Source organism: Peribacillus sp. FSL E2-0159 (genome assembly GCF_038643155.1).
GTDB lineage: Bacteria > Bacillota > Bacilli > Bacillales > DSM-1321 > Peribacillus > Peribacillus simplex.
Genome location: NZ_CP152053.1, coordinates 5,798,302 through 5,821,785, shown reverse-complemented (window position 1 = coordinate 5,821,785; position 23,484 = coordinate 5,798,302). Strand labels below are relative to the sequence as shown.

Annotated in this window: 22 protein-coding genes and 4 tRNA genes; 25 read left to right on the top strand and 1 reads right to left on the bottom strand. The window is 40.9% G+C overall.

What is annotated here, in order from left to right; translation table 11 throughout:
- Positions 1–18 precede the first annotated feature (18 nt).
- The 5 genes from rsmG (at position 19) to NYE63_RS28445 (ending at position 4,604) form a co-directional block, all read left to right on the top strand.
- Complete coding sequence (rsmG, locus tag NYE63_RS28465) at positions 19–735, top strand: 16S rRNA (guanine(527)-N(7))-methyltransferase RsmG (protein WP_342603678.1); 717 nt, start codon at positions 19–21, stop codon at positions 733–735.
- Positions 736–1,114: 379 nt separating this feature from the next.
- Positions 1,115–1,975, top strand: a complete 861-nt coding sequence (noc, locus tag NYE63_RS28460) for a nucleoid occlusion protein (protein WP_144480701.1) — start codon at positions 1,115–1,117, stop codon at positions 1,973–1,975.
- Between the two features lie 259 nt (positions 1,976–2,234).
- A complete protein-coding gene (locus NYE63_RS28455; RefSeq protein ID WP_342603677.1) occupies positions 2,235–2,996 on the top strand; it encodes an AAA family ATPase in 762 nt (253 codons plus the stop codon).
- The gene (locus NYE63_RS28450) at positions 2,989–3,849 is read left to right on the top strand and encodes a ParB/RepB/Spo0J family partition protein (protein WP_342603676.1); all 861 of its coding nucleotides are present in this window, start codon (positions 2,989–2,991) and stop codon (positions 3,847–3,849) included. Before NYE63_RS28455 ends, NYE63_RS28450 begins: the two co-directional genes overlap by 8 nt.
- A 53-nt stretch (positions 3,850–3,902) precedes the next feature.
- Positions 3,903–4,604: a DUF554 domain-containing protein gene (locus NYE63_RS28445; protein ID WP_342603675.1), complete on the top strand. Its 702-nt coding sequence runs from the start codon at positions 3,903–3,905 to the stop codon at positions 4,602–4,604.
- Between the two features lie 53 nt (positions 4,605–4,657).
- Here NYE63_RS28445 and yyaC read toward each other — a convergent pair whose 3' ends face one another.
- Positions 4,658–5,293 carry a spore protease YyaC gene (gene yyaC / locus NYE63_RS28440; RefSeq protein WP_342603674.1) on the bottom strand — a complete coding sequence of 212 codons (636 nt, stop codon included), beginning with the start codon at positions 5,291–5,293 and terminating at the stop codon, positions 4,658–4,660.
- A gap of 392 nt (positions 5,294–5,685) precedes the next feature.
- Here yyaC and NYE63_RS28435 point away from each other — a divergent pair, with 392 nt between their 5' ends.
- The 20 genes from NYE63_RS28435 to yycI all read left to right on the top strand — a co-directional run bounded on the left by NYE63_RS28435 (position 5,686) and on the right by yycI (position 23,479).
- On the top strand, positions 5,686–6,522 hold the full coding sequence (locus NYE63_RS28435) for a mechanosensitive ion channel family protein (protein WP_342603673.1): 837 nt from the start codon (positions 5,686–5,688) through the stop codon (positions 6,520–6,522).
- A 20-nt stretch (positions 6,523–6,542) separates the two neighbouring features.
- On the top strand, positions 6,543–6,740 hold the full coding sequence (locus NYE63_RS28430) for a DUF951 domain-containing protein (RefSeq protein WP_034316158.1): 198 nt from the start codon (positions 6,543–6,545) through the stop codon (positions 6,738–6,740).
- 166 nt (positions 6,741–6,906) lie between these two features.
- Positions 6,907–8,007, top strand: a complete 1,101-nt coding sequence (ychF, locus tag NYE63_RS28425) for a redox-regulated ATPase YchF (protein ID WP_098370319.1) — start codon at positions 6,907–6,909, stop codon at positions 8,005–8,007.
- 192 nt (positions 8,008–8,199) lie between these two features.
- Positions 8,200–8,484, top strand: coding sequence for a 30S ribosomal protein S6 (rpsF, locus tag NYE63_RS28420; protein WP_034316153.1), 285 nt, complete (start codon positions 8,200–8,202; stop codon positions 8,482–8,484).
- 69 nt (positions 8,485–8,553) lie between these two features.
- Complete coding sequence (gene ssb, locus NYE63_RS28415; RefSeq protein WP_076368498.1) at positions 8,554–9,081, top strand: single-stranded DNA-binding protein; 528 nt, start codon at positions 8,554–8,556, stop codon at positions 9,079–9,081.
- Between the two features lie 47 nt (positions 9,082–9,128).
- Positions 9,129–9,368: a 30S ribosomal protein S18 gene (gene rpsR / locus NYE63_RS28410; RefSeq protein WP_053348323.1), complete on the top strand. Its 240-nt coding sequence runs from the start codon at positions 9,129–9,131 to the stop codon at positions 9,366–9,368.
- 236 nt (positions 9,369–9,604) lie between these two features.
- Positions 9,605–10,552 carry a YybS family protein gene (locus tag NYE63_RS28405; protein ID WP_342603672.1) on the top strand — a complete coding sequence of 316 codons (948 nt, stop codon included), beginning with the start codon at positions 9,605–9,607 and terminating at the stop codon, positions 10,550–10,552.
- Between the two features lie 42 nt (positions 10,553–10,594).
- Positions 10,595–12,565, top strand: a complete 1,971-nt coding sequence (locus NYE63_RS28400; protein ID WP_342603671.1) for a DHH family phosphoesterase — start codon at positions 10,595–10,597, stop codon at positions 12,563–12,565.
- A complete protein-coding gene (gene rplI / locus NYE63_RS28395) occupies positions 12,562–13,011 on the top strand; it encodes a 50S ribosomal protein L9 (protein WP_342603670.1) in 450 nt (149 codons plus the stop codon). The genes NYE63_RS28400 and rplI overlap by 4 nt, the downstream gene beginning before the upstream one ends.
- A gap of 140 nt (positions 13,012–13,151) precedes the next feature.
- On the top strand, positions 13,152–14,516 hold the full coding sequence (dnaB, locus tag NYE63_RS28390; RefSeq protein WP_063234298.1) for a replicative DNA helicase: 1,365 nt from the start codon (positions 13,152–13,154) through the stop codon (positions 14,514–14,516).
- 279 nt (positions 14,517–14,795) lie between these two features.
- Positions 14,796–16,088 carry an adenylosuccinate synthase gene (locus NYE63_RS28385; RefSeq protein WP_076368493.1) on the top strand — a complete coding sequence of 431 codons (1,293 nt, stop codon included), beginning with the start codon at positions 14,796–14,798 and terminating at the stop codon, positions 16,086–16,088.
- Positions 16,089–16,359: 271 nt separating this feature from the next.
- Positions 16,360–16,435: transfer RNA gene (locus tag NYE63_RS28380), tRNA-Lys, on the top strand.
- A gap of 8 nt (positions 16,436–16,443) precedes the next feature.
- Positions 16,444–16,515 (top strand) — tRNA-Glu (locus tag NYE63_RS28375).
- Positions 16,516–16,538: 23 nt separating this feature from the next.
- Positions 16,539–16,614: transfer RNA gene (locus NYE63_RS28370), tRNA-Asp, on the top strand.
- Positions 16,615–16,640: 26 nt separating this feature from the next.
- Positions 16,641–16,713: transfer RNA gene (locus NYE63_RS28365), tRNA-Phe, on the top strand.
- Between the two features lie 410 nt (positions 16,714–17,123).
- Positions 17,124–18,542: a M23 family metallopeptidase gene (locus NYE63_RS28360; RefSeq protein WP_342603669.1), complete on the top strand. Its 1,419-nt coding sequence runs from the start codon at positions 17,124–17,126 to the stop codon at positions 18,540–18,542.
- Positions 18,543–18,821: 279 nt separating this feature from the next.
- Positions 18,822–19,529: a response regulator YycF gene (yycF, locus tag NYE63_RS28355; RefSeq protein WP_230300213.1), complete on the top strand. Its 708-nt coding sequence runs from the start codon at positions 18,822–18,824 to the stop codon at positions 19,527–19,529.
- A 5-nt stretch (positions 19,530–19,534) separates the two neighbouring features.
- Positions 19,535–21,367 (top strand): cell wall metabolism sensor histidine kinase WalK, encoded by a 1,833-nt coding sequence (gene walK / locus NYE63_RS28350; protein ID WP_342603668.1) that lies wholly within the window; start codon positions 19,535–19,537, stop codon positions 21,365–21,367.
- On the top strand, positions 21,364–22,695 hold the full coding sequence (gene yycH / locus NYE63_RS28345) for a two-component system activity regulator YycH (RefSeq protein WP_342603667.1): 1,332 nt from the start codon (positions 21,364–21,366) through the stop codon (positions 22,693–22,695). The genes walK and yycH overlap by 4 nt, the downstream gene beginning before the upstream one ends.
- Positions 22,682–23,479, top strand: a complete 798-nt coding sequence (gene yycI / locus NYE63_RS28340) for a two-component system regulatory protein YycI (protein WP_342603666.1) — start codon at positions 22,682–22,684, stop codon at positions 23,477–23,479. Before yycH ends, yycI begins: the two co-directional genes overlap by 14 nt.
- The last annotated feature ends 5 nt before the right edge of the window (positions 23,480–23,484 follow it).

Here is a 23,484-nt window from a genome sequence, read left to right as displayed (position 1 = left end):
AAAAGGATTGAAGAAAACATGAATATTGAACAGTTCCAACAAGCACTGCTGGAGAAAGGGATCAAGCTTTCTCCTCAACAGCTTGATCAGTTTGACACTTATTATCGATTATTGGTGGAATGGAACGAAAAGATGAACTTAACAGCCATCACTGATAAAGAAGAAGTTTATCTTAAGCATTTTTATGATTCTATCAGTGCAGCCTTTTATTTTGACTTTAACAAATCGTATCGAATTTGCGATGTTGGGGCTGGAGCTGGATTTCCGAGTATTCCATTGAAGATTTGTTTCCCTGATATCCACGTCTCGATTGTGGATTCCTTGAATAAGCGAATTTCTTTTTTGAATCACCTTGCGGATTCCTTGCAATTAAAAGGAGTTTCCTTCTATCATGACCGGGCGGAAACCTTCGCCCAAAAACAGGAGCATCGCGAATCCTATGATATTGTCATGGCAAGGGCCGTAGCCAGGATGTCTGTATTAAGTGAACTATGTTTGCCGCTCGTTAAACTGGATGGGACGTTTATTGCCATGAAAGCGGCTAGTGCACAAGATGAAATGGACACAGGGAAGAAGGCGATTTTTACGTTAGGCGGAGAAATCGAAGAAATTCATCCTTTCACATTGCCAGAGGAAAATAGTGAAAGAAACATCATTACTGTAAAAAAAGTGAAGAAGACTCCTAAAAAATACCCGAGAAAACCAGGCACACCGAATAAGCAGCCTATAGAATGACCTCTGCACGATGAGTATGTTTTCATAGTAAGGGTAGATGATTCAGATATATGGCTGGTACTTGCCCTTATTTTCTTTTACTATAAATGTATGACCTTATTATTTTCACTTAATACGGCATTTGCCAACAAGAAGGCATTTTCGGTACATGTTAAAACGTGAGCCCTGTGCTGGCTGATTCAGGGAAATAATCTATGGCAAGCCGGCCGATATTTATAATAACTGGCCGTCCATTCCTCATTATTGCCTTGATGGCGCCAGTCGACATGTTTTTTACAGTGAAGGGCCATATGTATAACCATGTCGGGAAATGTATGCAGGACTTGTCCTTTAAATAGAGAATATGTTATTTGGGAGTTTTAAAAGGTGGTGTAGGAAGATGAAGCATCCTTTTTCGCGGTTCTTTGGGTTTGGCGAAAAGGAAGAAGAGCAACTAGAGATGGAGACACCTAGCAATAATAATGAAGAGATAAGAAAAATTTCCATTTCTGATATTGTGCCTAATCGATTTCAACCAAGGACCGTTTTTAATGACGATAAAATTGCTGAATTGGCTCAAACGATTCATACACATGGGATCATTCAACCGATTGTAGTAAGGGCTTATGGTCAGGGAAAATATGAAATCATTGCAGGTGAGCGCCGTTTCCGGGCCATGCAAAAGCTTGGCTGGGAATTGGCACCTGCTATAATCAAAGATTTCACCGATACAGAAACGGCTTCCGTTGCGCTGATAGAAAACCTTCAGCGTGAAGAACTGACACCGATTGAAGAAGCTTTGGCTTACGGAAAACTATTGGAGCTGCATAGTTTAACCCAAGAAGCTCTGGCACAAAGACTGGGAATAGGCCAATCTACCGTGGCGAATAAGCTTCGGCTGCTTAAGCTGCCGCAAGAGGTTCAGGATGCACTTCTTCAAAAGCAAATTACGGAACGCCATGCCCGCTCGTTGATACCGTTAAAGAGTCCTGAAAAGCAGCTTAAACTGCTTTTGGAAATCATCGAAAAAGGGTTAAACGTCAAGCAGACCGAAGAGCAGGTCGTCAAGCTCTTAACGGGTACTGTGCAGAAGCCGAAGCCTAAGCGAAAAGCGTTTAGTAAAGACATGAGGATTGCCGTGAATACGATACGCCAATCACTCAGTATGGTTACAGACAATGGAATAAATTTGGATGCAGAGGAAGAAGAATTCGAGGAGTATTATCAGTTCACGATTAAAATACCCAAGAAAAAATCTTGATTCCCTATCCTTAGCCCGCTTGGTAGTCTCCGATTACCAAGCTTTTTTTATTTTCTCTCCAAAACTGGTATTTCCACCTTAAAAACATTCAACTTTCCCCTAATTTTTAATGCTTTTAGATATATTTCAAATTTTAAGAGGAATTTAAGAAAACGATTTCTTCCAGTAACATTCATGATAAAATAGAAAGAAATAAATGGATTTACGGTAAAAATTAATAGATATAGCGTGATGAAGATAGTTGAAAGCAGGTGAATTCGTGGGTAAGATACTCGCCATTGCCAATCAAAAGGGCGGTGTTGGAAAAACGACAACTTCTGTCAGTCTAAGTGCCTGTCTTGCATACATAGGACAGAAAGTCTTAATGGTCGATATTGACCCGCAGGGAAATGCGACAAGCGGTGCAGGTATCGACAAAGCAGATGTGGAACAATGTATTTATGATGTATTGGTCGATGACGTTGAGGCCAGTACCGTTATCATGGAAACAAAGGTAGAAAACCTATACGCTATACCTGCGACTATTCAACTTGCAGGTGCAGAAATTGAACTTGTTCCAACCATCTCAAGGGAAGTCCGATTAAAAAGGGCGTTAGAAGAGGTGCAAAGCCAATATGATTACATTGTGATTGACTGTCCTCCATCGTTGAGTTTGCTTACGCTTAATGCCTTAACGGCTGCTGATGCTGTTTTGATTCCGGTACAATGTGAATATTATGCATTGGAGGGTTTGAGTCAACTATTGAATACGGTCCGCCTCGTCCAAAAGCATTTGAACCATGATTTGAAAATCGAAGGTGTGTTATTGACGATGTTGGATGCAAGAACAAATTTAGGTCTCCAGGTCATAGAAGAAGTCAAAAAATACTTTCAGGATAAAGTCTATCAAACCATCATTCCCCGCAATGTCCGTTTGAGTGAAGCACCGAGCCATGGAGAACCGATAATTATATATGATCCAAAGTCGCGAGGAGCGGAGGTCTATTTAGAACTGGCAAAGGAAGTGGTATCAAATGGCTAAAGGGCTTGGCAAAGGACTTAACGCACTTTTCAACAGTGGGGAGATCAGTAAAGATGAAATCGTGCGCGAAATCAAATTAAGGGAATTAAGGCCAAATCCTTATCAGCCCCGAAAGAGCTTTAGGCTTGAAGCTATAGAGGAATTAAAGCAATCTATCATGGAACACGGGATATTACAGCCGATTATTGCCCGGAAAAGTATTAAGGGATTTGAAATCGTGGCTGGGGAAAGGCGTTATCGTGCTGCAAAGGAAGCTGGCTTGAAGACAGTTCCTGTCGTTGTTAGGGAATTGAGTGAACAGCAGATGATGGAACTGGCGATTTTGGAAAACCTGCAGCGGGAAGATTTGAATCCGATCGAGGAGGCTGCCGCTTATCAAACGCTTCTTGAAAAATTGGAATTTACCCAGGAGCAGTTGGCCAATCGGCTGGGTAAAAGCCGACCCCATATAGCAAACCATGTTAGATTACTATCTTTGCCTGAAGGGATTAGGAGATATATCTCTGACGGGGAAATTTCCATGGGGCATGGCCGGGCATTACTGGGCTTAAAGAAAAAAGAGATGCTTAAGCCGGTAGTGGATAAAATCCTCAAGGAAGGTATGAATGTCAGACAGCTAGAGCAATATATACATCAATTGAATGATACCGTTTCACGTGAAACCAAATCCAAGAAACAAGAGAAAAAAGATATATTCATAAAGCAACGGGAGACAAGTCTGCGTGAAAGACTAGGAACGAGCGTAACGATAAAACAAAGCAAGAAAAAAGGAAAAATAGAAATAGAATTCTTTTCAAAAGAAGATTTAGAGAGAATTTTGAACTTGATAGACCAAGAGAACCTTTCCTCTTAGATCCCCTTTATGAAAAGACCGTGACGACATATGCAGAAAATTAGGTGGATGAGATGGTGTTATTAGGGGCTTTGGTGAATGGTGCCTGCATTTTAATCGGTTCGATTTTAGGAAGGTTTTTACAACGTATACCTGAAAAGATAAAAGAAACGGTCATGAGCGGTATCGGTTTGGCCGTCATGGTCTTAGGTTTACAGATGGGGTTTAAAAGCGATAATTTCCTTGTTGTCATTTTAAGTATTGTCGGAGGGGCTGTCCTAGGTGAATGGATGAATCTAGAGGGCAGGCTTAATTCTTTAGGCAATTGGATTGAAGGCAGGATGAAAGCGAAGGAAGGAACTTCGATATCTCAGGGATTTGTAACGGCTACGCTCATATTTGGGATTGGGGCGATGGCCATTATCGGTGCTCTGGATAGCGGTATCCGGAATGATCATGACGTTTTGATAACAAAAGCGATCATCGATGGATTTACAGCACTGGTCCTCGCCAGCACACTTGGCATAGGTGTACTTTTTTCAGCATTTCCGGTCATTCTTTATGAGGGATTCATAGCGATTTTTTCAAGGCAGATCAACACGATGATCCCAACTGCTTTAATGGATTCCTTCATATTGGAAATGACGGCAACTGGGGGAGTCATGATTTTGGCAATTGGTTTGAATATCATCGGTGTCACCAAAATAAGGGTGGCGAATCTGCTTCCAGGCATAATGATCACTGCCATTCTGGTTACTTTTATGTATTATGTATAAAAAAAAGGAAGGGGATGACCCCTTCCTTCTTTTTTATGATAAACAAAAAACGATCAAAGGGTTTTTTCTTGCTTGAATGACCATGTGAAAGGGCTGATGGAAGGTTTTATTGGATAATGATTTTGTGCTTCATAAATCCCCTCGGCAATGGTTTTGGCCATTTTTAGCACAAGATTAAGACGTGTGTTCTGTAAGACCATGAACTCCATGAATCCACTTACATTCACGATTCCTGTAATATGGGCATTTCCAACGGAAGGAAGATCCTTATTGACCCCAGCACCTGGCTTCACTGGTCCCTGGCCGATTTGAACTATGCCGACGCTTTTCATTTTCCCTAAGCAAGCATCGATTCCGATTATAAAGGGATTGGCATGAATCTTTTTAATTTCATTTAATTTTTCCTGTAAATTCATCGCATGTATAGGATCATCCAGAGTACCATAAACATGGAATGAAGAAGAACCGTTTTCAGTTTTCTCACTAAGCAGAGTGCCGACAAGTGGTCCGAGTGAATCGCCTGTGGAACGGTCTGTGCCTATACAGACGATGACGATTGGTTGAAGCTTTCCGGTTGGTAGGAGGTTGATTAATTCCTGGGAAATTTGTTTGGATGCATCCGTATCTTCATGCAGGATGCGACTCAATCTATTTTTATTATTATTAAATAGACTAGAATTCAGATTCATCGGCTCAACTCCTTTACTTTATTTGGTATTACAGTATACGGATAAAAAGGGGAAAATATACGGTATTTAACATTTTGGATGAGGGAATTTTTTGTAGAACATGCAAAGAGGTGAAGGGGATATGAATCGACGTTCTTCCTCTACCAATTGCTTTCATTTATACTTTCTAGTAAATAATTACTTGAATATTTGGGAAAAAACTTCTAATTCTTTTACCTATATACCCATATTTTTTTTGTACAGAAACCATTATTTATTGATAAAATAGAGAAAATCTCTCTAATTCATGGTTATCTCAATGCATGAAGGGTAGAGGAATACGTCTATATGGGAAAAAATCATATGGAAGATATAAAAGTTTTGCAGTTATTTGCATTAGGCAGGAGGAAAATATGGATCGCATTTATGATAACGTTATAAAAGAGATATTGGACGAAAAGATATGGTTGCTGATGGGCGAGGGCATTATTAAAATCTTCCTTGTTCTGTTGTTATCGCGTATTATTATTACAATAGGAAAGACTATTCTGAATAAATTTTTCAAAGCACGTTTAAGAAGTCCCATTCGGGTATCGGAGCGCAGGGAAGCGACACTCATTAAATTGCTGGAAAATATCATTACCTATGTCATCAATTTCATTGCCTTGTTGATGATTCTGGAGATTTTTGGACTTCATGTAATGCCATTACTCGCCGGTGCTGGTGTTATCGGTTTGGCCATTGGGTTTGGTGCTCAAAGTTTGGTCAAGGATATAATTACAGGATTTTTCGTTATTTTTGAAGATCATTTTTCGGTTGGGGATTATATTAAAATTAATAATTTTGAAGGGGAAGTCATTGAAATCGGGCTTCGTACTACAAAAATTAAAAGTGGTGCAGGGGAATTGCACTTCATACCCAACGGCAGCATAATCCAGGTTACGAATTACTCCATTTTAAACAGTATGGCTGTGGTTGATGTGACCATACCTAATGATGGATCGGTCGAGCTTGCTGAGAAGGTGCTGATTGATCTATTAAACAGTATGGAAGGCAAATACGAAGCCTTGATCAAAGCACCTGAATTTTTGGGAATTGAAAAAATCAGTCCTGAAGAAATCGTCTTTCGGATTAAAGCTGAAACAAAGCCGATGCAACACATTGAAATCAGCAGGATATTAAAAAAGGAAATAAGTGCTGCGCTTGATTCAAGTGGGATTAAATCTACGTACAATGGCAGCGAGTCATAGAAATTAGGGGGCTCATGGTTATGGAAGAAAAGGAATTTGCACTTAAGGATATTGTGGAAATGAAGAAACCACATCCCTGTGGAGTGAATAAGTGGAGAATTATACGGCTCGGTATGGATATCCGGATAAAATGTGAAGGGTGCGGTCATAGCGTGATGCTGCCCCGACGTGAATTCGCGAAGAAAATGAAAAAAGTTCTGCAAAAGCATGAGGAATGATCATGCTTTTTTTTTGGAGTGAAAGTAGTTCTGTCATCTCAATGATTTACTTGTCTTTTTAGGAAGCGAAATCTATAATTGGGAAAGGTTTAGGTAATTGGATGGTCTTAATAGAAGATCAGTTCTTTTCCATATGTACGAATTATCTTGAAGGAGTGAAATATAAATGGCTTTAACAGCTGGTATAGTCGGTTTGCCTAACGTAGGTAAATCCACTTTATTTAATGCAATTACTCAGGCAGGTGCGGAATCTGCCAACTATCCTTTCTGTACGATCGACCCAAATGTCGGGATTGTGGAAGTGCCAGATCACCGTCTGCAAAAATTGACTGAATTGGTAAAACCGAAAAAGACGGTTCCGACAGCATTCGAGTTCACGGATATCGCCGGGATTGTAAAAGGAGCAAGTAAAGGAGAAGGGTTGGGTAATAAATTCCTTTCCCATATCCGTCAAGTGGATGCAATATGTCAAGTCGTCCGTTGTTTTGCAGACGATAACATCACCCATGTTTCCGGAAAAGTGAATCCAATCGATGATATCGAAGTCATCAACCTTGAATTGATCCTTGCCGATTTGGAATCTGTTGTCAAACGCATCGACCGTGTCGGAAAAATGGCCAAGCAAAAAGATAAAGCAGCTGTGGCAGAACATGAAATCCTTGTGGCTTTAAAAGAAGCATTGGAAGATGAAAAGCCTGCACGTTCCGTCGAGTTTACTGAAGAGCAGCAAAAAATCGTGAAGGGCATGCATTTACTTACAGCGAAGCCAACGCTTTACGTAGCTAACGTGAGCGAAGATGAAGTGGCGAATGCTGATGATAATGAATATGTACAGCAAGTCCGTGAATATGCTGCTAAGGAAAATGCACAAGTAATCGTGATTTGTGCCAAAATCGAAGAAGAAATTGCAGAGCTTGAAGGTGAAGAAAAGGAAATGTTCCTATCCGAACTTGGCATCGAGGAGTCAGGTCTTGATCAGTTGATCCGTGCTTCTTATAATCTGCTTGGTTTGGCAACATACTTTACAGCTGGTGTACAGGAAGTGCGTGCTTGGACATTCCGCAAAGGAATGAAGGCCCCTCAATGTGCCGGCGTCATTCATACGGACTTCGAACGTGGTTTCATCCGTGCCGAAACAGTTTCTTATACGGATTTACTTGAAGCGGGCAGCCATGGTGCTGCAAAAGAAGCGGGTAAAGTCCGTTTGGAAGGTAAAGAATACATCGTTAACGATGGCGATGTTATCCATTTCCGTTTTAACGTTTAAAATTCAAAGACCCTACGATTCCATGTAGGGTCTTTTTTTGAGACTTAAATCATTAGATTACAATTAATTGTAATAAGTCGATCAGTTCGTTGCAAAGCCTCTTTAACTATGCTATAATTTTATCTTGTGAGTAATTATAAATAATTGCTCCTTGCCCAATTGGGCCGCTTAGACCAAAAGGAGGTGACAGTGATGAGAAAATACGAAATTATGTATATCATCCGTCCAAACATTGAGGAAGAAGCTAAAAAAGCTTTAGTTGAACGTTTCAACACAATCCTTTCTGATAATGGTGCGGAAGTAGAAGCAAAAGAATGGGGTAAACGCCGTCTTGCATACGAAATCAATGATTTCCGTGATGGTTACTACATGCTTCTTAAAGTTAACGCTGAAAGTGCTGCGATTCAAGAATTCGATCGTCTTGCTAAAATCAGTGAAGACATTATTCGCCACATGGCTACTAGAGAAGAAGTATAATTCGATATTTAATATAAATTCTAATCTTGTTTCATATGAAACAAGCTTGAAACCTAGGGGTTGATTCTGATGATGAATCGCGTAGTTTTGGTAGGACGCTTAACTAAAGATCCTGAATTACGATATACACCTAATGGAGTTCCCGTAGCTACCTTTACTTTAGCTGTTAACCGTGGTTTTACGAATCAGCAGGGTGAACGTGAAGCGGACTTCATTAACTGTGTAGTTTGGCGTAAACCGGCAGAAAATGTAGCTAACTTCTTGAAAAAGGGCAGTTTAGCTGGCGTGGATGGACGTGTCCAAACACGTAATTATGAAGGACAAGACGGCAAACGCGTATATGTGACGGAGATTCTGGCTGAGAGCGTTCAATTCCTTGAACCACGAAGCAGTTCAGCGGGTGAAAGAAATGAAGGCGGTTCTTACGGTGGGGGTCAAAGAAGTTATGGCAATAATAATGGAAATGACAACAATTCGTATGGACAAAATCCTAATCAGAATCAACGGAGCAATAACAACTACACTCGTGTAGATGATGATCCATTTGCAAATGACGGTAAAACAATCGACATTTCAGATGACGATCTTCCATTTTAAACAGCCGTTTAAAATGAAAATTTAAAATGCAGGGAGGGAAATTTATTATGGCAATGGGTGGACGTAAAGGACGCGGTAAGCGTAAAAAGGTTTGTTATTTCACATCTAACGGAATCACTAAGATTGATTACAAAGATACAGATCTTCTTAAAAAATTCGTCTCAGAACGCGGTAAAATTTTACCACGTCGTGTAACTGGCACAAGCGCTAAATATCAACGTAAATTAACGATTGCTATTAAACGCTCACGTACTATGGCATTACTACCATACGTATCTGGTGAATAATAAAAAGGCACATTGAGGAGTTATCCTTAATGTGCCTTTTTATAAGTTGTCACTTATGCCTGAAAACCGCTGAATTGCGGTTTTTTTTATTTCAGAAGGAAGTTATCCGGGCGTTTTCCTCAGAAAAAATAATCATATCCTAAAAAAGAATGTGATGTTTGAAATATCCTGGCCGTAACGGATACAATATAAAGATGGAGATAAAGACTTCAATAATAACAGGGGGTGAAATAAAGATGAATAGCGGGAGACGAATTGCCGAGGGCGGAACACTTCTGGCACTATATTGCATTTTATTGTTCATCACCATTCAAATCCCACTATTGGGTATTTTCACTACTTTCTTTTTACCCATTCCATTCATATTGGTCACAATCAAACAAAAGTTATCGTGGAGCCTTGGTTACTTATTTGTAGCCTCGCTATTGTCGATCCTCATCGGGACGATATTGTCTGTTCCGCTGACCTTGCTCATGGGGGCAACGGGAATTGCGATCGGCTATTTTTTGAAAAAGGACAAACCGATGGCACCTATGTTCATAAGCGCAGTCCTTGTCTTTCTGGGGGGCATTTTATTAATGTATGCAGCTTCAGTTTTGATAACGGATGTTAATTACATAGAAGAATCGATGAACATTCTTGAGGGGTCCATTGAAAATACAATCGGCATCATGGATTCTTTTGGACAGGCACCGACGGAACAAGTCAAAAAGCGGATGTATGAATCAATCGATATGATGAACACGCTGATGCCAAGTTTGTTCGTCTTGATGTCAGTCATCATGGTTTTATTGATTTTCTTTGCTGCGCACCCCATTGTGAAGAGATTCAGTGATAAGGCGTTAAAATGGCCCCATTTTCGAGATCTGCGACTCCCGAAAAGCCTTTTATGGTATTATTTAATTACGATGCTTCTTGCTCTTTTTGTGAATACGGACAAGAACAGTTTTGTATATATGGCCATAACGAACCTATTTTTCATACTGCAGTTTTTCATTTTATTACAAGGATATTCGCTGATATTCTATATCGCTCATGTTAAGTCATGGGCTAAGGCTATACCTGTTTTAATCGTGATTTTTTCTTTGCTTCTGCCGATTCCGATTATTACGACGGCCGTCCGATTTTTAGGTATAATAGATTTAGGCTTTCCTTTTAGGGAGACAATCAAGAAAAAGGAATAGAAGACTTTTTTTGTAAAACAGATGCTTTTAGGAGCTGAAACTATGCCATCTTATTTGAAAGAATACTCGATTAAGTCCCCCTTGTATGGGGTGCTGGCCGCGGTCGTTTTGCTTTTGGGCGTACTGGCTTATTATAATTGGGTTATTGCACTTGTTGGACTATTGATTCTTGCTGGTTTATTTTATTTAACATTAAGAATGGTAGAAAAAAAGCAACGAAAGACAGAAGAGTATATAACGACTTTATCCTACCGTTTAAAGAAGGTAGGTGAGGAAGCGTTATTGGAAATGCCGATTGGGATCATGCTCTTTAATGAGGATTATTACATTGAATGGACCAATCCATTCCTGGCATCTTGTTTTAGTGAAGACTCCTTGGCAGGAAGATCGCTATACGATGTTGCGGACTCGATAGTACCGTTAATCAAGCAAGAGATCGAGACAGAGACGCTTACGCTCCATGATCGGAAATTCAAGGTGGTCCATAAGCGTGAGGAAAGGCTTCTTTACTTTTTTGATGTTACGGAGCAAGTGGAAATTGAGAAATTATATGAAGATGAGCGAACGGCAATTGCGATCATTCTTCTTGATAACTATGATGATTTGACACAGGGAATGGATGATCAGCGTAAAAGCAGCATTAACAGCTTGGTTACCTCACTTCTTGATAAATGGGCAAGGGATAATGGCGTTTTCTTTAAACGGGTTTCCTCGGAACGATTCATCGCTGTTTTTAATGAGCATATCCTTCAGCAGCTTGAAAAGGGGAAATTCTCGATTTTGGATGAAATCAGGGAAACGACGGCCAAGCAAAATGTACCATTGACCCTGAGCATCGGTGTCGGCTCGGCCGTGTCATCCTTACCGGAACTAGGTACGCTTGCACAGTCAAGCTTGGATCTCGCTTTAGGACGTGGCGGTGACCAGGTAGCCATTAAGCAAGCGAATGGAAAAGTGAAATTCTATGGTGGCAAAACGAATCCGATGGAAAAACGCACGAGGGTCCGTGCCCGTGTGATTTCCCATGCATTGAAGGATATAGTCCTTGATAGCGATAAAGTCATTGTCATGGGCCATAAAAACCCGGATATGGACGCAATCGGTTCAGCGATCGGCATCTTGAAAGTTGCCCAAATGAATGAACGTGAAGGCTATATTGTCATTAACACCCAGCAGCTCGATAGCAGTGTCCTTCGTTTAATGGAAGAGATCAAAAATAAAGAAGAGCTGTATGCCCGGTTCATAACACCTGATGATGCATTTGAAATGATTACGGATGAGACCTTGCTGGTTGTGGTCGATACACATAAACCTTCCATGGTAATTGAAGAACGGTTATTGAATAGGATCGATAAGGTTGTAGTCATCGACCATCATCGCCGGGGTGAGGAGTTCATCAAGAACTCATTGCTCGTCTATATGGAGCCTTATGCATCTTCAACAGCAGAACTTGTAACCGAACTGCTTGAATACCAGCCGAAACGCTCAAAGATTGATATGCTGGAGTCGACGGCGCTTCTTGCAGGTATCATCGTCGATACGAAAAGCTTCACCTTAAGAACAGGTTCACGTACTTTCGATGCAGCCTCTTATCTAAGGGCGCATGGAGCTGATACGGTACTTGTCCAGAAATTCTTAAAAGAAGACGTGGACACCTATATCAAACGTTCGAAGCTCATTGAAGAAGTCATCTTTTATAAAAAGGGAATTGCCATTGCCGCGGCAAAAACCGATCAGGTTCATAATCAGGTGCTCATTGCTCAGGCTGCGGACACCCTATTGACGATGGATGGCGTTGTAGCTTCCTTTGTAATGGCTAAGCGATCTGATGATACAGTTGGCATTAGTGCGCGTTCTCTTGGTGATATCAATGTACAGGTGATCATGGAAATGTTGAATGGAGGCGGACATCTAACAAATGCAGCCACTCAACAGGTATGCTCCATTAATGAAGCTGAAAGTCGATTAAAAGCAGCTATTGATGAATATTTAGAAGGGGGACAAAAAGAATGAAAGTAATATTTCTTAAAGACGTTAAAGGTAAAGGGAAAAAAGGGGAAGTTAAAAATGTTGCAGATGGTTATGCACATAATTTCCTGCTTAAACAAGGATTGGCCGTTGAAGCAAATAATACAAATGTAAAAACATTGGAAGCTCAGAAAAATAAAGAAGAATCACTTGCAGCAGAAGAGCTGCAGCAAGCTGAAGAATTGAAAGTGCAGCTTGAGAAATTAACGGTTGAGCTATCTGCCAAAGCCGGTGAGGGCGGGCGTTTATTCGGTTCAATCACGACTAAACAAATTGCATCAGAGCTTCAGAAAAAACACGGTATCAAGGTTGATAAACGTAAAATGGAGCTTGCTGACGGCATCCGTTCTTTAGGGCATACTAAGCTTCCAGTCAAGCTTCATCCTGAAGTTACTGCGACACTGACTGTGCATGTGAAAGAAATTAACTAATTTTAGTTGTTTCATATCTGCGAAAAATTGATAAAATAGAGATAGACGAAAAATGTGATTGGGCATGTTGTCCTTTCACTTTTTTCTTTTTTACTAGAAACATATAAAAGGTATCCTCTTAGAATGGGAGGTTTTAAGATATGATAGAACAATTTCAGGATAGGATTCCCCCTCAAAATATAGAAGCAGAACAAGCTGTACTAGGAGCCATTTTTCTTGAGCCCTCTTCATTGACCGTTACATCGGAAGTTTTGATTCCAGAGGATTTTTACAGAAGCTCTCATCAAAAAATCTTTAATGTGATGCTTAAGTTGAATGACGAAGGAAAAGCTGTCGACTTGATCACGGTGACAGAGGAACTGGCTGCGACAAAAAACCTTGAAGAGGTTGGCGGCGTTTCTTATTTAAGTGAATTGGCCGGATCGGTGCCAACCGCGGCCAATATTGAATATTATGCCCGCATTGTCGAAGAGAAGTCATTGCTGCGTCGTTTGATCAGGACAGCGACCAACATCGCTCAGGAAGGCTACAGTCGCGAGGACGAGGTCGAGGAGCTGCTCGGGGAAGCAGAAAAAACGATCATGGAAGTGGCCCAGCGTAAAAATTCCGGGTCTTTTCAAAATATTAAAGATGTATTGGTTGCGACGTACGATAACATAGAAGTTTTGACTACCCGTAAAGGGGATGTCACGGGAATACCGACAGGGTTTGCTGAACTGGATCGAATGACAGCAGGGTTCCAACGTAATGACCTCATCATAGTGGGTGCCCGTCCTTCGGTTGGTAAAACCGCTTTTGCATTGAATATCGCTCAAAATGTTGCGACCAAAACGGAGGAGAATGTAGCGATTTTCAGTCTTGAAATGGGTGCAGAGCAGCTCGTTATGCGTATGCTCTGTGCTGAAGGGAATATCAACGCTCAGAATTTACGGACAGGTTCCTTAACTGATGAGGATTGGCGTAAACTGACGATGGCGATGGGAAGCTTGTCGAATGCCGGCATTTATATCGATGATACGCCAGGTGTGAGGATTGGTGAAATCCGTTCAAAATGCCGTCGTTTGAAGCAGGAACATGGCCTTGGCATGATATTGATCGATTACCTGCAGTTAATTCAAGGCGATGGTCGTTCAGGCGACAACCGTCAGCAAGAGGTATCCGAGATTTCACGTTCACTTAAAGCGCTCGCCCGTGAACTTAAAGTGCCCGTCATCGCCCTTTCCCAGCTATCGCGGGGAGTGGAGCAGCGTCAGGATAAGCGTCCGATGATGTCTGATATCCGGGAATCCGGGAGTATCGAGCAAGATGCGGATATCGTCGCATTCTTATACCGTGATGATTATTATGATAAAGAATCCGAGAACAAAAATATCATTGAAATCATTATAGCGAAACAGCGTAATGGTCCAGTAGGCACGGTTTCGCTTGCATTCGTGAAAGAATATAATAAATTCGTTAACCTCGAACGTCGCTTCGATGATGATTCGATGTCTCCAGGCGCATAGAAAACTGCCTGCCATTCATACAATGGCGGGCTTTCTCTGTTTCGGGAAAAAGAAAGGCCGTTATGATAATAGAAAAGAAATCAGAGGGTACAATAATGTTTGACAATCCAAAAAAACCGGAAAGAAATTTCTCATATTTACGAACAAAGAATTTTTTAAAAAGTGTATTGTTCGGATTTTGTATTGACTTCCAGTTTGGATTATTGATAAAATAGGTTTGTTTGATAAGAACCGGTTAATAATCGGTATTACGTGAACCTTTGGAGGTGCTTTATTCAGATGTCATCAGTTGTAGTAGTCGGTACACAATGGGGAGACGAAGGTAAAGGTAAAATAACAGATTTTCTATCCCAGAATGCGGAAGCCATCGCTCGTTATCAAGGTGGGAATAATGCAGGGCATACAATAAAATTTAACGGCGTTACCTATAAACTGCATTTAATTCCGTCAGGGATTTTTTATAGTGATAAGATTTGTGTCATTGGAAATGGTATGGTGGTTGATCCAAAAGCTCTTGTAGAGGAGCTTGCTTATTTACATAGCCACGGAGTGAGTACGGATAATCTTCGTATCTCGAACCGTGCACATGTCATTCTTCCTTACCATATCAAATTGGATGAAGTCGAAGAAGACCGTAAAGGCGCCAACAAAATTGGAACGACTAAAAAAGGAATCGGTCCTGCATATATGGACAAAGCTGCTCGTAACGGAATCCGTATGGCAGACCTTTTGGACCGTGAAATTTTCGAGGAAAAATTGTCTCAAAATCTTGTCGAAAAAAACCGTATGTTTGAACGTTTCTATGAAACGGAAGGTTTCAAAATCGAGGATATCCTGGAAGAATACTATGAGTACGGACAACAAGTGCAGAAATATGTTTGTGATACATCTGTTGTATTGAATGACGCACTTGATGAAGGAAAACGGGTATTATTCGAAGGGGCACAAGGTGTCATGCTTGATATCGATCAAGGAACATACCCATTCGTCACTTCATCTAACCCAGTTGCAGGTGGAGTTACGATCGGTTCTGGTGTAGGTCCTACGAAAATCAACCATGTGGTTGGAGTATGTAAAGCATATACAAGCCGTGTGGGCGATGGTCCTTTCCCAACAGAATTACATGATGAAGTCGGCAACCAAATCCGGGAAATTGGCCGTGAATATGGTACAACTACAGGCAGACCGCGCCGTGTAGGCTGGTTTGACGCTGTTGTCGTTCGCCATGCTCGCCGTGTCAGCGGGATTACCGATTTATCATTGAACTCAATTGACGTATTATCAGGTCTGGATACGGTCAAAATTTGTGTGGCTTATGATTACAAAGGCGAGATCATTCATGAGGTTCCAGCGACTTTGAAAGCGATTGGCGAATGTAAACCAGTCTATGAAGAGCTTCCAGGCTGGTCAGAAGACATCACAGGTTGCAAATCATTGGATGAGCTTCCAGAGAACGCTCGCCACTATGTAGAGCGCGTATCTCAATTGGTAGGCATTCCTTTGACCACTTTCTCTGTCGGTCCTGACCGTAACCAAACTAATGTCGTGAGAAGCCCTTGGCGTCTAGCGTAATTCATCAAAAAGGAGCTGGCTTTTTTTGCCGGCTCTTCTTTCATTATTAAGATCCATGCATTATTCGGGAGGTCCTGGATACCGAATGAATGGATTGAAACAGTAGGGAAAATGAAAAAGATAAAAAAAAAATAATTTAATTTCAAAAAACTATTGCCTAAACTATATTAACCATGATATTATCAAAAGCGTCGTCACAATAGAACAAGCCATTAACAAGCTGCATGGAGATGTGAAGTTCAGATCCTGCAAAGAAACATTTCATTAGAACGAGCCATTAGCTCAGTTGGTAGAGCATCTGACTTTTAATCAGAGGGTCGAAGGTTCGAATCCTTCATGGCTCACCATTTTTTCCGGCCCATTGGTCAAGCGGTTAAGACACCGCCCTTTCACGGCGGTAACACGGGTTCGAATCCCGTATGGGTCACTTCTTTATATAAATGCTTTACTGGTCCCGTGGTGTAGCGGTTAACATGCCTGCCTGTCACGCAGGAGATCGCGGGTTCGATTCCCGTCGGGACCGCCATTTTATTTTTTTAAAATAGAATATTTGGCTCAGTAGCTCAGTCGGTAGAGCAAAGGACTGAAAATCCTTGTGTCGGCGGTTCGATTCCGTCCTGAGCCATCCTTTTAATAACGCCTTTCCTTTAGGGCGTTTTTTTGTTTTGCGTCCAACGTATTTTGAATGAAATCTTGTTAATAGATTGTTAACGATTTGTAACATACCAATTTCGACCAATTCGGCATATTACTCGCTTTTAACCTTACTGGGCTTAGTTCCACTCCTTTTTCCGCAGTTTTTTGAACCTTACTCAATACCATATTTATTGGTACATGTTGTCACCATTTATACAGTTCTATTACATTATGAAGTCTGTTTCTTGTTTTTTTTCTTAATATGGTAGAGTTATGAGTGATAAAAATCATTATAGAAATCAGTCATAAGCATGTGGATATTTAAATTGGACTAATAAAACTCAAAATAAATTTGATTAGTTTCTTAATTGGTGACTGAGCCGTTAAGGAGGACAATATATGTTTAGCTCGAAAGGTAAGGGGATCATCCTGTTGATGGTTTCCGTCATTTTAGTGCTTGCAGGAAATCGGGCAACTGCTGCTGGGCTATCGGAAACTACAACCATACAGCATGTTTATCTTAACGATGAGTTCGTCGGAAGTGTGACGGATGAAAAGGAAATCGAAAAGATCGTAGCCGGTAAGGTAGAAGAAGCACAGGAAGATTATCCTGACTTTACATTCGATAGGGATTCACAGCTGATGTTTGTACCTGAAGAGGTATTCGATGAAAAGGTAAACGAGGATGAGGCTGTTAAGGGAATTCAAGATCAGTTGAATGTGAAGGCAGAGGCGTATGAAATCGACATAGATAATCAGGCGGTCGCTTATGTTGCGTCAAAGGATGATGCCGAGGACGTTCTGGAGAAACTCACTTTATTATATGTAAATGAAGAGGAATACGCTGAATACGAGTCAGGTAAAAAAGAAAGTGAAAAAGATGCGGATTCGTTAAAAGAGCCAGGAAGTAGAATTCTGGACATCCAATTTTCACTTCCCGTTACGTTTAAAGAGACAATGGTAAATCCAGACGAAATCAAGAGCGTCGATAAGACCCTTTCCATGATAGAAGAAGGAAAGGAAGAAACGACGCTCTATGAGGCTAAGGAAGATGAGGACCTTGAAGCCATTGCCACTAGGCATGATATGGACCTGGATCAACTGCTGGAGCTAAATCCGGGAAAAGATAAGAACAAAGGGGTTAAAGAGGGCGAGCGTCTCTATGTGACCCAGCGTAACCCCTATGTGAACGTAATGGTAGAAAGAGAAGTATTTAAGGAAGAGAGGATTCCTTTTGAAAAGAAAGTTAAGGAGGATGACGAACTTCCTAAGGGCGAACTCATTACTGAACAAATAGGGAATGAGGGGATTCTTGCGTACACCTATAATGTATCTGAGACAAACGGAAAGAAAATCAGTGAAACGATCGTAAACAAAGAAGTCACGGAAAAAGCCAAAACAGAAATCACTAGAAAAGGCACGAAGGTCATTCCTTCACAGGGCAGCGGTACATATTCATGGCCTGCAGATGGGGGCTATATTTCCAGTAAGCAGGGACAGCGCTGGGGGAAACTTCATAAAGGTATTGATATTGCCCGGCCAACCACCAGGACCATAACGGCAGCAGATCATGGGATAATCGAAACTGCCGGAAACTCCGGAGGATATGGAAATAAGATAACGATCAATCATAATAATGGGTATAAGACAGTGTATGCCCATTTGGATTCAATAGATGTAACAGCAGGACAAAAGGTTGAAAAAGGCATGAAAATTGGCATGATGGGTTCAACAGGGCACTCGACTGGTGTCCACCTCCATTTTGAGATATATAAAAACGGGTCTCTCGTTAATCCGCTAAACTATATAAGTCAGTAATCGCTGGAAGTCTTCGAAAAATATTCGAAGACTTCTTCTGCTTCATACATAGATGAGAATAATAGGAAAAAGGTGATTTAATGCCTATAAAATGATAAAGTAGAATAGAGACAATTTGCTTTCATCCCGGTGTTCAGCCCCTTTTATTGGGTATATATATATACCTTTGCTGAATTAGGTTGCCAGCTTGGTGCAAGCAGAAGGAAAAGTGAATAAGGTCCCGGATAAGGACACGGTTTTTAATAGATTCAGTTCAGTTATTAAAAAGGAGATAAGTACATGGATAAAAAGATTCTGGTAGTGGATGACGAAAAGCCAATTGCTGATATATTACAATTCAATCTAAAAAAAGAGGGCTATGAAGTTTTTTGTGCTTATGATGGCAATGAAGCCCTCAAAATGGTAGAAGAACGGCAACCCGATTTGATTTTACTTGATATCATGCTACCGCAGCGCGATGGGATGGAAGTTTGCAGGGAAGTAAGGAAGAAGTATGAAACGCCGATCATCATGTTAACGGCAAAAGATTCGGAGATAGATAAGGTCTTAGGGTTGGAGCTTGGTGCAGACGACTATGTGACAAAGCCATTTAGTACCCGGGAAATAATTGCCCGCGTTAAGGCAAACTTAAGACGTCAGCAAGCTGTTCCGGTTCCTGATCAAGAAAATGAACCGAAGGAAATTACGATAGGAACGCTTACTATCCATCCGGATGCCTATGTGGTCTCCAAGCGGGGCGAGACAATTGAATTGACGCATCGCGAATTTGAGTTGCTTCATTACTTAGCGAAGCACATCGGTCAGGTCATGACAAGGGAGCACTTATTACAAACCGTGTGGGGCTATGATTATTTTGGTGATGTACGGACGGTCGATGTAACGGTCAGACGTCTTCGTGAGAAGATTGAAGACAATCCAAGCCATCCTGGCTGGATTGTAACTAGAAGAGGGGTCGGTTATTACCTGCGTAACCCTGAACAGGAGTAGTTTCTATGAAAAAGGTTGGTTTTTTTCGCTCAATTCATTTTAAATTTGTTCTGATTTATGTATTGCTCATTTTCGTAGCGATGCAAATAATCGGGGTATATTTTGTTGGGGAATTGGAAGAAAATCTTGTCGGGAACTTTACGAAATCAATAAAAGGACACGTTAACCTGCTTACCTACAGTATTGGTGAAGAAATGGAAAAAGAGAGGGGAGAGGAAGATCCTACTCTCGAAGAAGCGATTGATACGATATTGAAAGACCGGGATAATTCATCGAATGATATTTCGGAAGTACGTGTCATCGACACCCGCAGCAGACGTGTGATCGGAACTTCAGCCCCAGGTAACCAGGATATTGTAGGGAAGAAGACAACAGAGGTCCTTATTAAAAATACTCTCATTTATGGAAAAGAAGATAATGATATATTTCGGGATCAGAAAACAGGCAGGCGGCTCTGGGTCCTTTCGACACCCATTGAAGCAAATGGGGAGGTCATTGGCGCCGTCTATGTAATAGCTGAGATGGAAAATGTCTTTGAACAGATGGATGAAATCAATAGCATTTTCATGACGGGTACGGCCATCGCCTTAGTCATTACGGCCATCTTGGGGATCCTGCTCGCACGAACGATCACTAGACCAATGTCTGATATGAGAAAGCAGGCACTGGTGATGGCAAAAGGGAATTTCTCGAGAAAAGTTAGGGTATATGGCGATGATGAAATTGGCCAGCTTGCCGTCACTTTCAATAATTTGACCAAAAAGCTTCAAGAGTCGCAATCAAGCACAGAAGGAGAGCGGCGTAAGCTGTCATCTGTCCTTGCCAATATGACGGATGGCGTAATTTCAACGGACAGGCGCGGTCGGGTGAACTTGATTAATGAACCGGCGGCACAATTATTGAATGTCTCGCGTGAAACCGTCATGAACCAACCGATCATTGAGGTTTTGGGTCTTGAAGAGGAATATAAATTTGAGGATTTACTGGAAGAGAGAGAGTCCGTAATCCTGGATTACAGCAAAAAAAATCGGCCTTTCATTTTGAGGGGGAACTTTTCGGTCATTCAAAAGGAAACGGGATTCGTTAATGGTTTGATTACTGTTTTGCATGATATAACAGAGCAGGAAAAAATCGAGAGTGAACGCAGGGAATTTGTTGCCAATGTATCACATGAACTGCGAACGCCGCTTACGACGATGAGAAGTTACCTGGAGGCATTGGCTGAAGGTGCATGGAAGGACGAGGAAATCGCTCCATCCTTTTTAAGTGTGACCCAAAATGAAACGGAGCGAATGATCAGGCTTGTTAATGATCTGTTACAGCTTTCGAAAATGGACAGTAAAGATTACAGGCTTAAAACAGGCTGGGTGAATTTCAATAAATTCTATGACCATATCATCGATCGTTTTGAAATGACGAAAAATGATGACATCACGTTTAAGCGTGATTTGCCGAAGGAAGCTTATTTTGTGGATATTGATGAAGATAAAATTACCCAGGTTCTCTATAATGTAATCTCCAACTCATTAAAGTACTCACCTGAAGGGGGTCAAGTGACTTTCCGCGTCAGGGCATCTGATGGCTTTATCATTGTGAGCATTACAGATCAAGGAGTGGGTATCCCGAAAAACGTCATTGATAAAATATTCGACCGCTTCTACCGTGTGGATAAAGCTAGGGCCCGGAACTTAGGCGGGACAGGGCTTGGTTTAGCGATTGCAAAAGAGATGGTCGTGGCGCATGGCGGGAAAATATGGGCGGAAAGTGTGGATGGAAAAGGAACTACCGTGTTCTTTACACTTCCTTACGAACAGGAAGAAGAGGATGATTGGTCATGAATTTTGAACGTGCAAAAAGTATCATACTGATTATTTTGGTTGGGACAAGCATTTTTTTGACATGGAGCATTTGGACGTACGAGCCTGAATATGATCCATTCGAACAATCATCTGAATTTATAAAGATTAAAAGCGATGTCCAGATTGTCAGTGATGTCATTAAACCAGTCAGTATCCTTTACCATGGCAATGGGCAGCATTTCCAGACTTCCAATCCGGTAGAAATAAATGAAATGGAAAAACAATTTTCGCAATGGCGTTTCAGCGGCATAAAAGAGGTATCCGTAAAAAGGCTGCAAAGGAAATTTGACGATTTTGTCCATGAAGATGGATCGATTGAAATCGAATTTTCCGATGATATTCCCATTGCCCTTTATAAAACGGTATTGAATATAAGGGATAAGGAAGTGCCTGAATTTGCGTTTGATCGAATCATCATTAAACAAAAGGATATCAGTGGTAACGAATCTGCCGTTTATTTTGTTTCCTACGATCAAGAGAAGATTTATCAAGGTATGGTTGACTCTAAAAAACTAAGGAATTTCATGAATTCATTTTATAGGGGTTCTTACGATAAGCACCCTGAATACACGGCCGAAACCATAAACAGTAAAAGGACGCTGTTCGTCCCGGAAAACCCAGTGGAGATCAACAGACTTGAATATTATATTGACTATTTGGATATTGGAAACTTGAAAAATGCGTTATTTAGTTATCCGAAGTTCGTACGTCAGGAATCCGTTTCGGTCGGTGAGGAATACACGGATGGAACAAGACTTATGACGGTCAATAAAGAGAATTACTTAATTTCTTATATCAATCCGGCACAAAAGAGCAAGTTTTTGGACAGTTCCAGTGACCTTTTGCAAAAAAGCATCGATTTCATCAATGATCATGCTGGTTGGGAAGATAACAATTATCGCTTTGCCTATATGTCGGAGAATGAACAGCGAGTGGTATTCCGCTTATTCGTGAATGGTTACCCGGCCTTCAATGATTACGGAATGACTGAAATCGAGCAAATTTGGGGGAAAGAAGAAATTTATAGCTATGACCGCCCGTACTTTTCACTTGACTCAGTCCTCCCATCAGAAGAATCGGTAAAGACTTTACCAAGTGGTAGAGAAGTATTGAAACAGCTGAAATCGAAAGATAATATCGATTTCAAAAGCGTGGAGGACATCTCGATTGGCTATAAACTGAATAAATCTCTAGATTCCAAACTTGTAACTCTAGTTACACTTGATCCCACTTGGTATTATCGTGTAGGCGATAAATGGTTTATTGTGCCTTTTGAAGAAGGAGGCGATCAAAGTGGATTGGAATAATACAAAATCGATATTCATCATGGTTTTCTTCATTTTGAATATTTTTCTTCTTTATCAATTCCTGGAAAAGATTAATGACTCCCAATTAGAAAGCTTTACGGAGCCCCTTACGGATGAACTTTTGAAAGAAGATGAGATTTCAATAGAAACCCCACTCCCGAAACAAAAGTTGAAAGATCAATTCCTGATTGCCCAAAGCAAGACTTTCGAGAAGAAAGATATACAGCACCTGAAAAATCAAAAAGCAAAAATCATCGATGATGAGAAGCTTGTGGGTACATTTAAAACACCGGTTGGCATGAAAGCGGAAATTAATGCTGCAGACCTTGATATATTCCTGAAGGAGTATATTTTGAATGGAAATGAGTATCATTTTTGGAGCTATGATGAAATCAGCCAGACCATCATCTGCTATCAAGTGGCAGATAAAAAGATGTTTTATAATAATAGTAAGGGGAAGGTCACCTTATATCTGAACAAGAAGGGTGAAATTGTTTCCTACGAACAGATGTATTTAGAGGGCATCGAAAAATTCAATAAACCTAAAGAATTGGTATCTGCTTTAACTGCTATTGGAGAATTGTATGATAATGGTGATATTGATCCCAAAAGCAAGGTCACGAATGTAAAATTGGGTTTTTACAATTCGCTGCAGACGACATCTGTGTCACATTTACTTGTGCCAACATGGTGGGTGGTCATTGATGACAAAACGGATCTCTTCGTGAACGCTTTTGATGGAGAGGTCATTGAATTGAATACAGAAGAAAAAATACTGGAGTGAGTATA

What these genes read in the sequence shown, in the direction of transcription:
- rpsF (WP_034316153.1), top strand. Translation starts at nt 8,200, where the DNA reads ATGAGAAAATACGAAATTATGTATATCATCCGTCCAAACATTGAGGAA.
- NYE63_RS28435 (WP_342603673.1), top strand. Translation starts at nt 5,686, where the DNA reads ATGGATCGCATTTATGATAACGTTATAAAAGAGATATTGGACGAAAAG.
- ychF (WP_098370319.1), top strand. Translation starts at nt 6,907, where the DNA reads ATGGCTTTAACAGCTGGTATAGTCGGTTTGCCTAACGTAGGTAAATCC.
- dnaB (WP_063234298.1), top strand. Translation starts at nt 13,152, where the DNA reads ATGATAGAACAATTTCAGGATAGGATTCCCCCTCAAAATATAGAAGCA.
- yycH (WP_342603667.1), top strand. Translation starts at nt 21,364, where the DNA reads ATGAATTTTGAACGTGCAAAAAGTATCATACTGATTATTTTGGTTGGG.
- yycF (WP_230300213.1), top strand. Translation starts at nt 18,822, where the DNA reads ATGGATAAAAAGATTCTGGTAGTGGATGACGAAAAGCCAATTGCTGAT.
- NYE63_RS28360 (WP_342603669.1), top strand. Translation starts at nt 17,124, where the DNA reads ATGTTTAGCTCGAAAGGTAAGGGGATCATCCTGTTGATGGTTTCCGTC.
- NYE63_RS28385 (WP_076368493.1), top strand. Translation starts at nt 14,796, where the DNA reads ATGTCATCAGTTGTAGTAGTCGGTACACAATGGGGAGACGAAGGTAAA.
- NYE63_RS28445 (WP_342603675.1), top strand. Translation starts at nt 3,903, where the DNA reads ATGGTGTTATTAGGGGCTTTGGTGAATGGTGCCTGCATTTTAATCGGT.
- NYE63_RS28430 (WP_034316158.1), top strand. Translation starts at nt 6,543, where the DNA reads ATGGAAGAAAAGGAATTTGCACTTAAGGATATTGTGGAAATGAAGAAA.
- yyaC (WP_342603674.1), bottom strand. Translation starts at nt 5,293, where the DNA reads ATGAATCTGAATTCTAGTCTATTTAATAATAATAAAAATAGATTGAGT.
- rplI (WP_342603670.1), top strand. Translation starts at nt 12,562, where the DNA reads ATGAAAGTAATATTTCTTAAAGACGTTAAAGGTAAAGGGAAAAAAGGG.
- NYE63_RS28400 (WP_342603671.1), top strand. Translation starts at nt 10,595, where the DNA reads ATGCCATCTTATTTGAAAGAATACTCGATTAAGTCCCCCTTGTATGGG.
- NYE63_RS28405 (WP_342603672.1), top strand. Translation starts at nt 9,605, where the DNA reads ATGAATAGCGGGAGACGAATTGCCGAGGGCGGAACACTTCTGGCACTA.
- NYE63_RS28450 (WP_342603676.1), top strand. Translation starts at nt 2,989, where the DNA reads ATGGCTAAAGGGCTTGGCAAAGGACTTAACGCACTTTTCAACAGTGGG.
- noc (WP_144480701.1), top strand. Translation starts at nt 1,115, where the DNA reads ATGAAGCATCCTTTTTCGCGGTTCTTTGGGTTTGGCGAAAAGGAAGAA.
- ssb (WP_076368498.1), top strand. Translation starts at nt 8,554, where the DNA reads ATGATGAATCGCGTAGTTTTGGTAGGACGCTTAACTAAAGATCCTGAA.
- rpsR (WP_053348323.1), top strand. Translation starts at nt 9,129, where the DNA reads ATGGCAATGGGTGGACGTAAAGGACGCGGTAAGCGTAAAAAGGTTTGT.
- walK (WP_342603668.1), top strand. Translation starts at nt 19,535, where the DNA reads ATGAAAAAGGTTGGTTTTTTTCGCTCAATTCATTTTAAATTTGTTCTG.
- rsmG (WP_342603678.1), top strand. Translation starts at nt 19, where the DNA reads ATGAATATTGAACAGTTCCAACAAGCACTGCTGGAGAAAGGGATCAAG.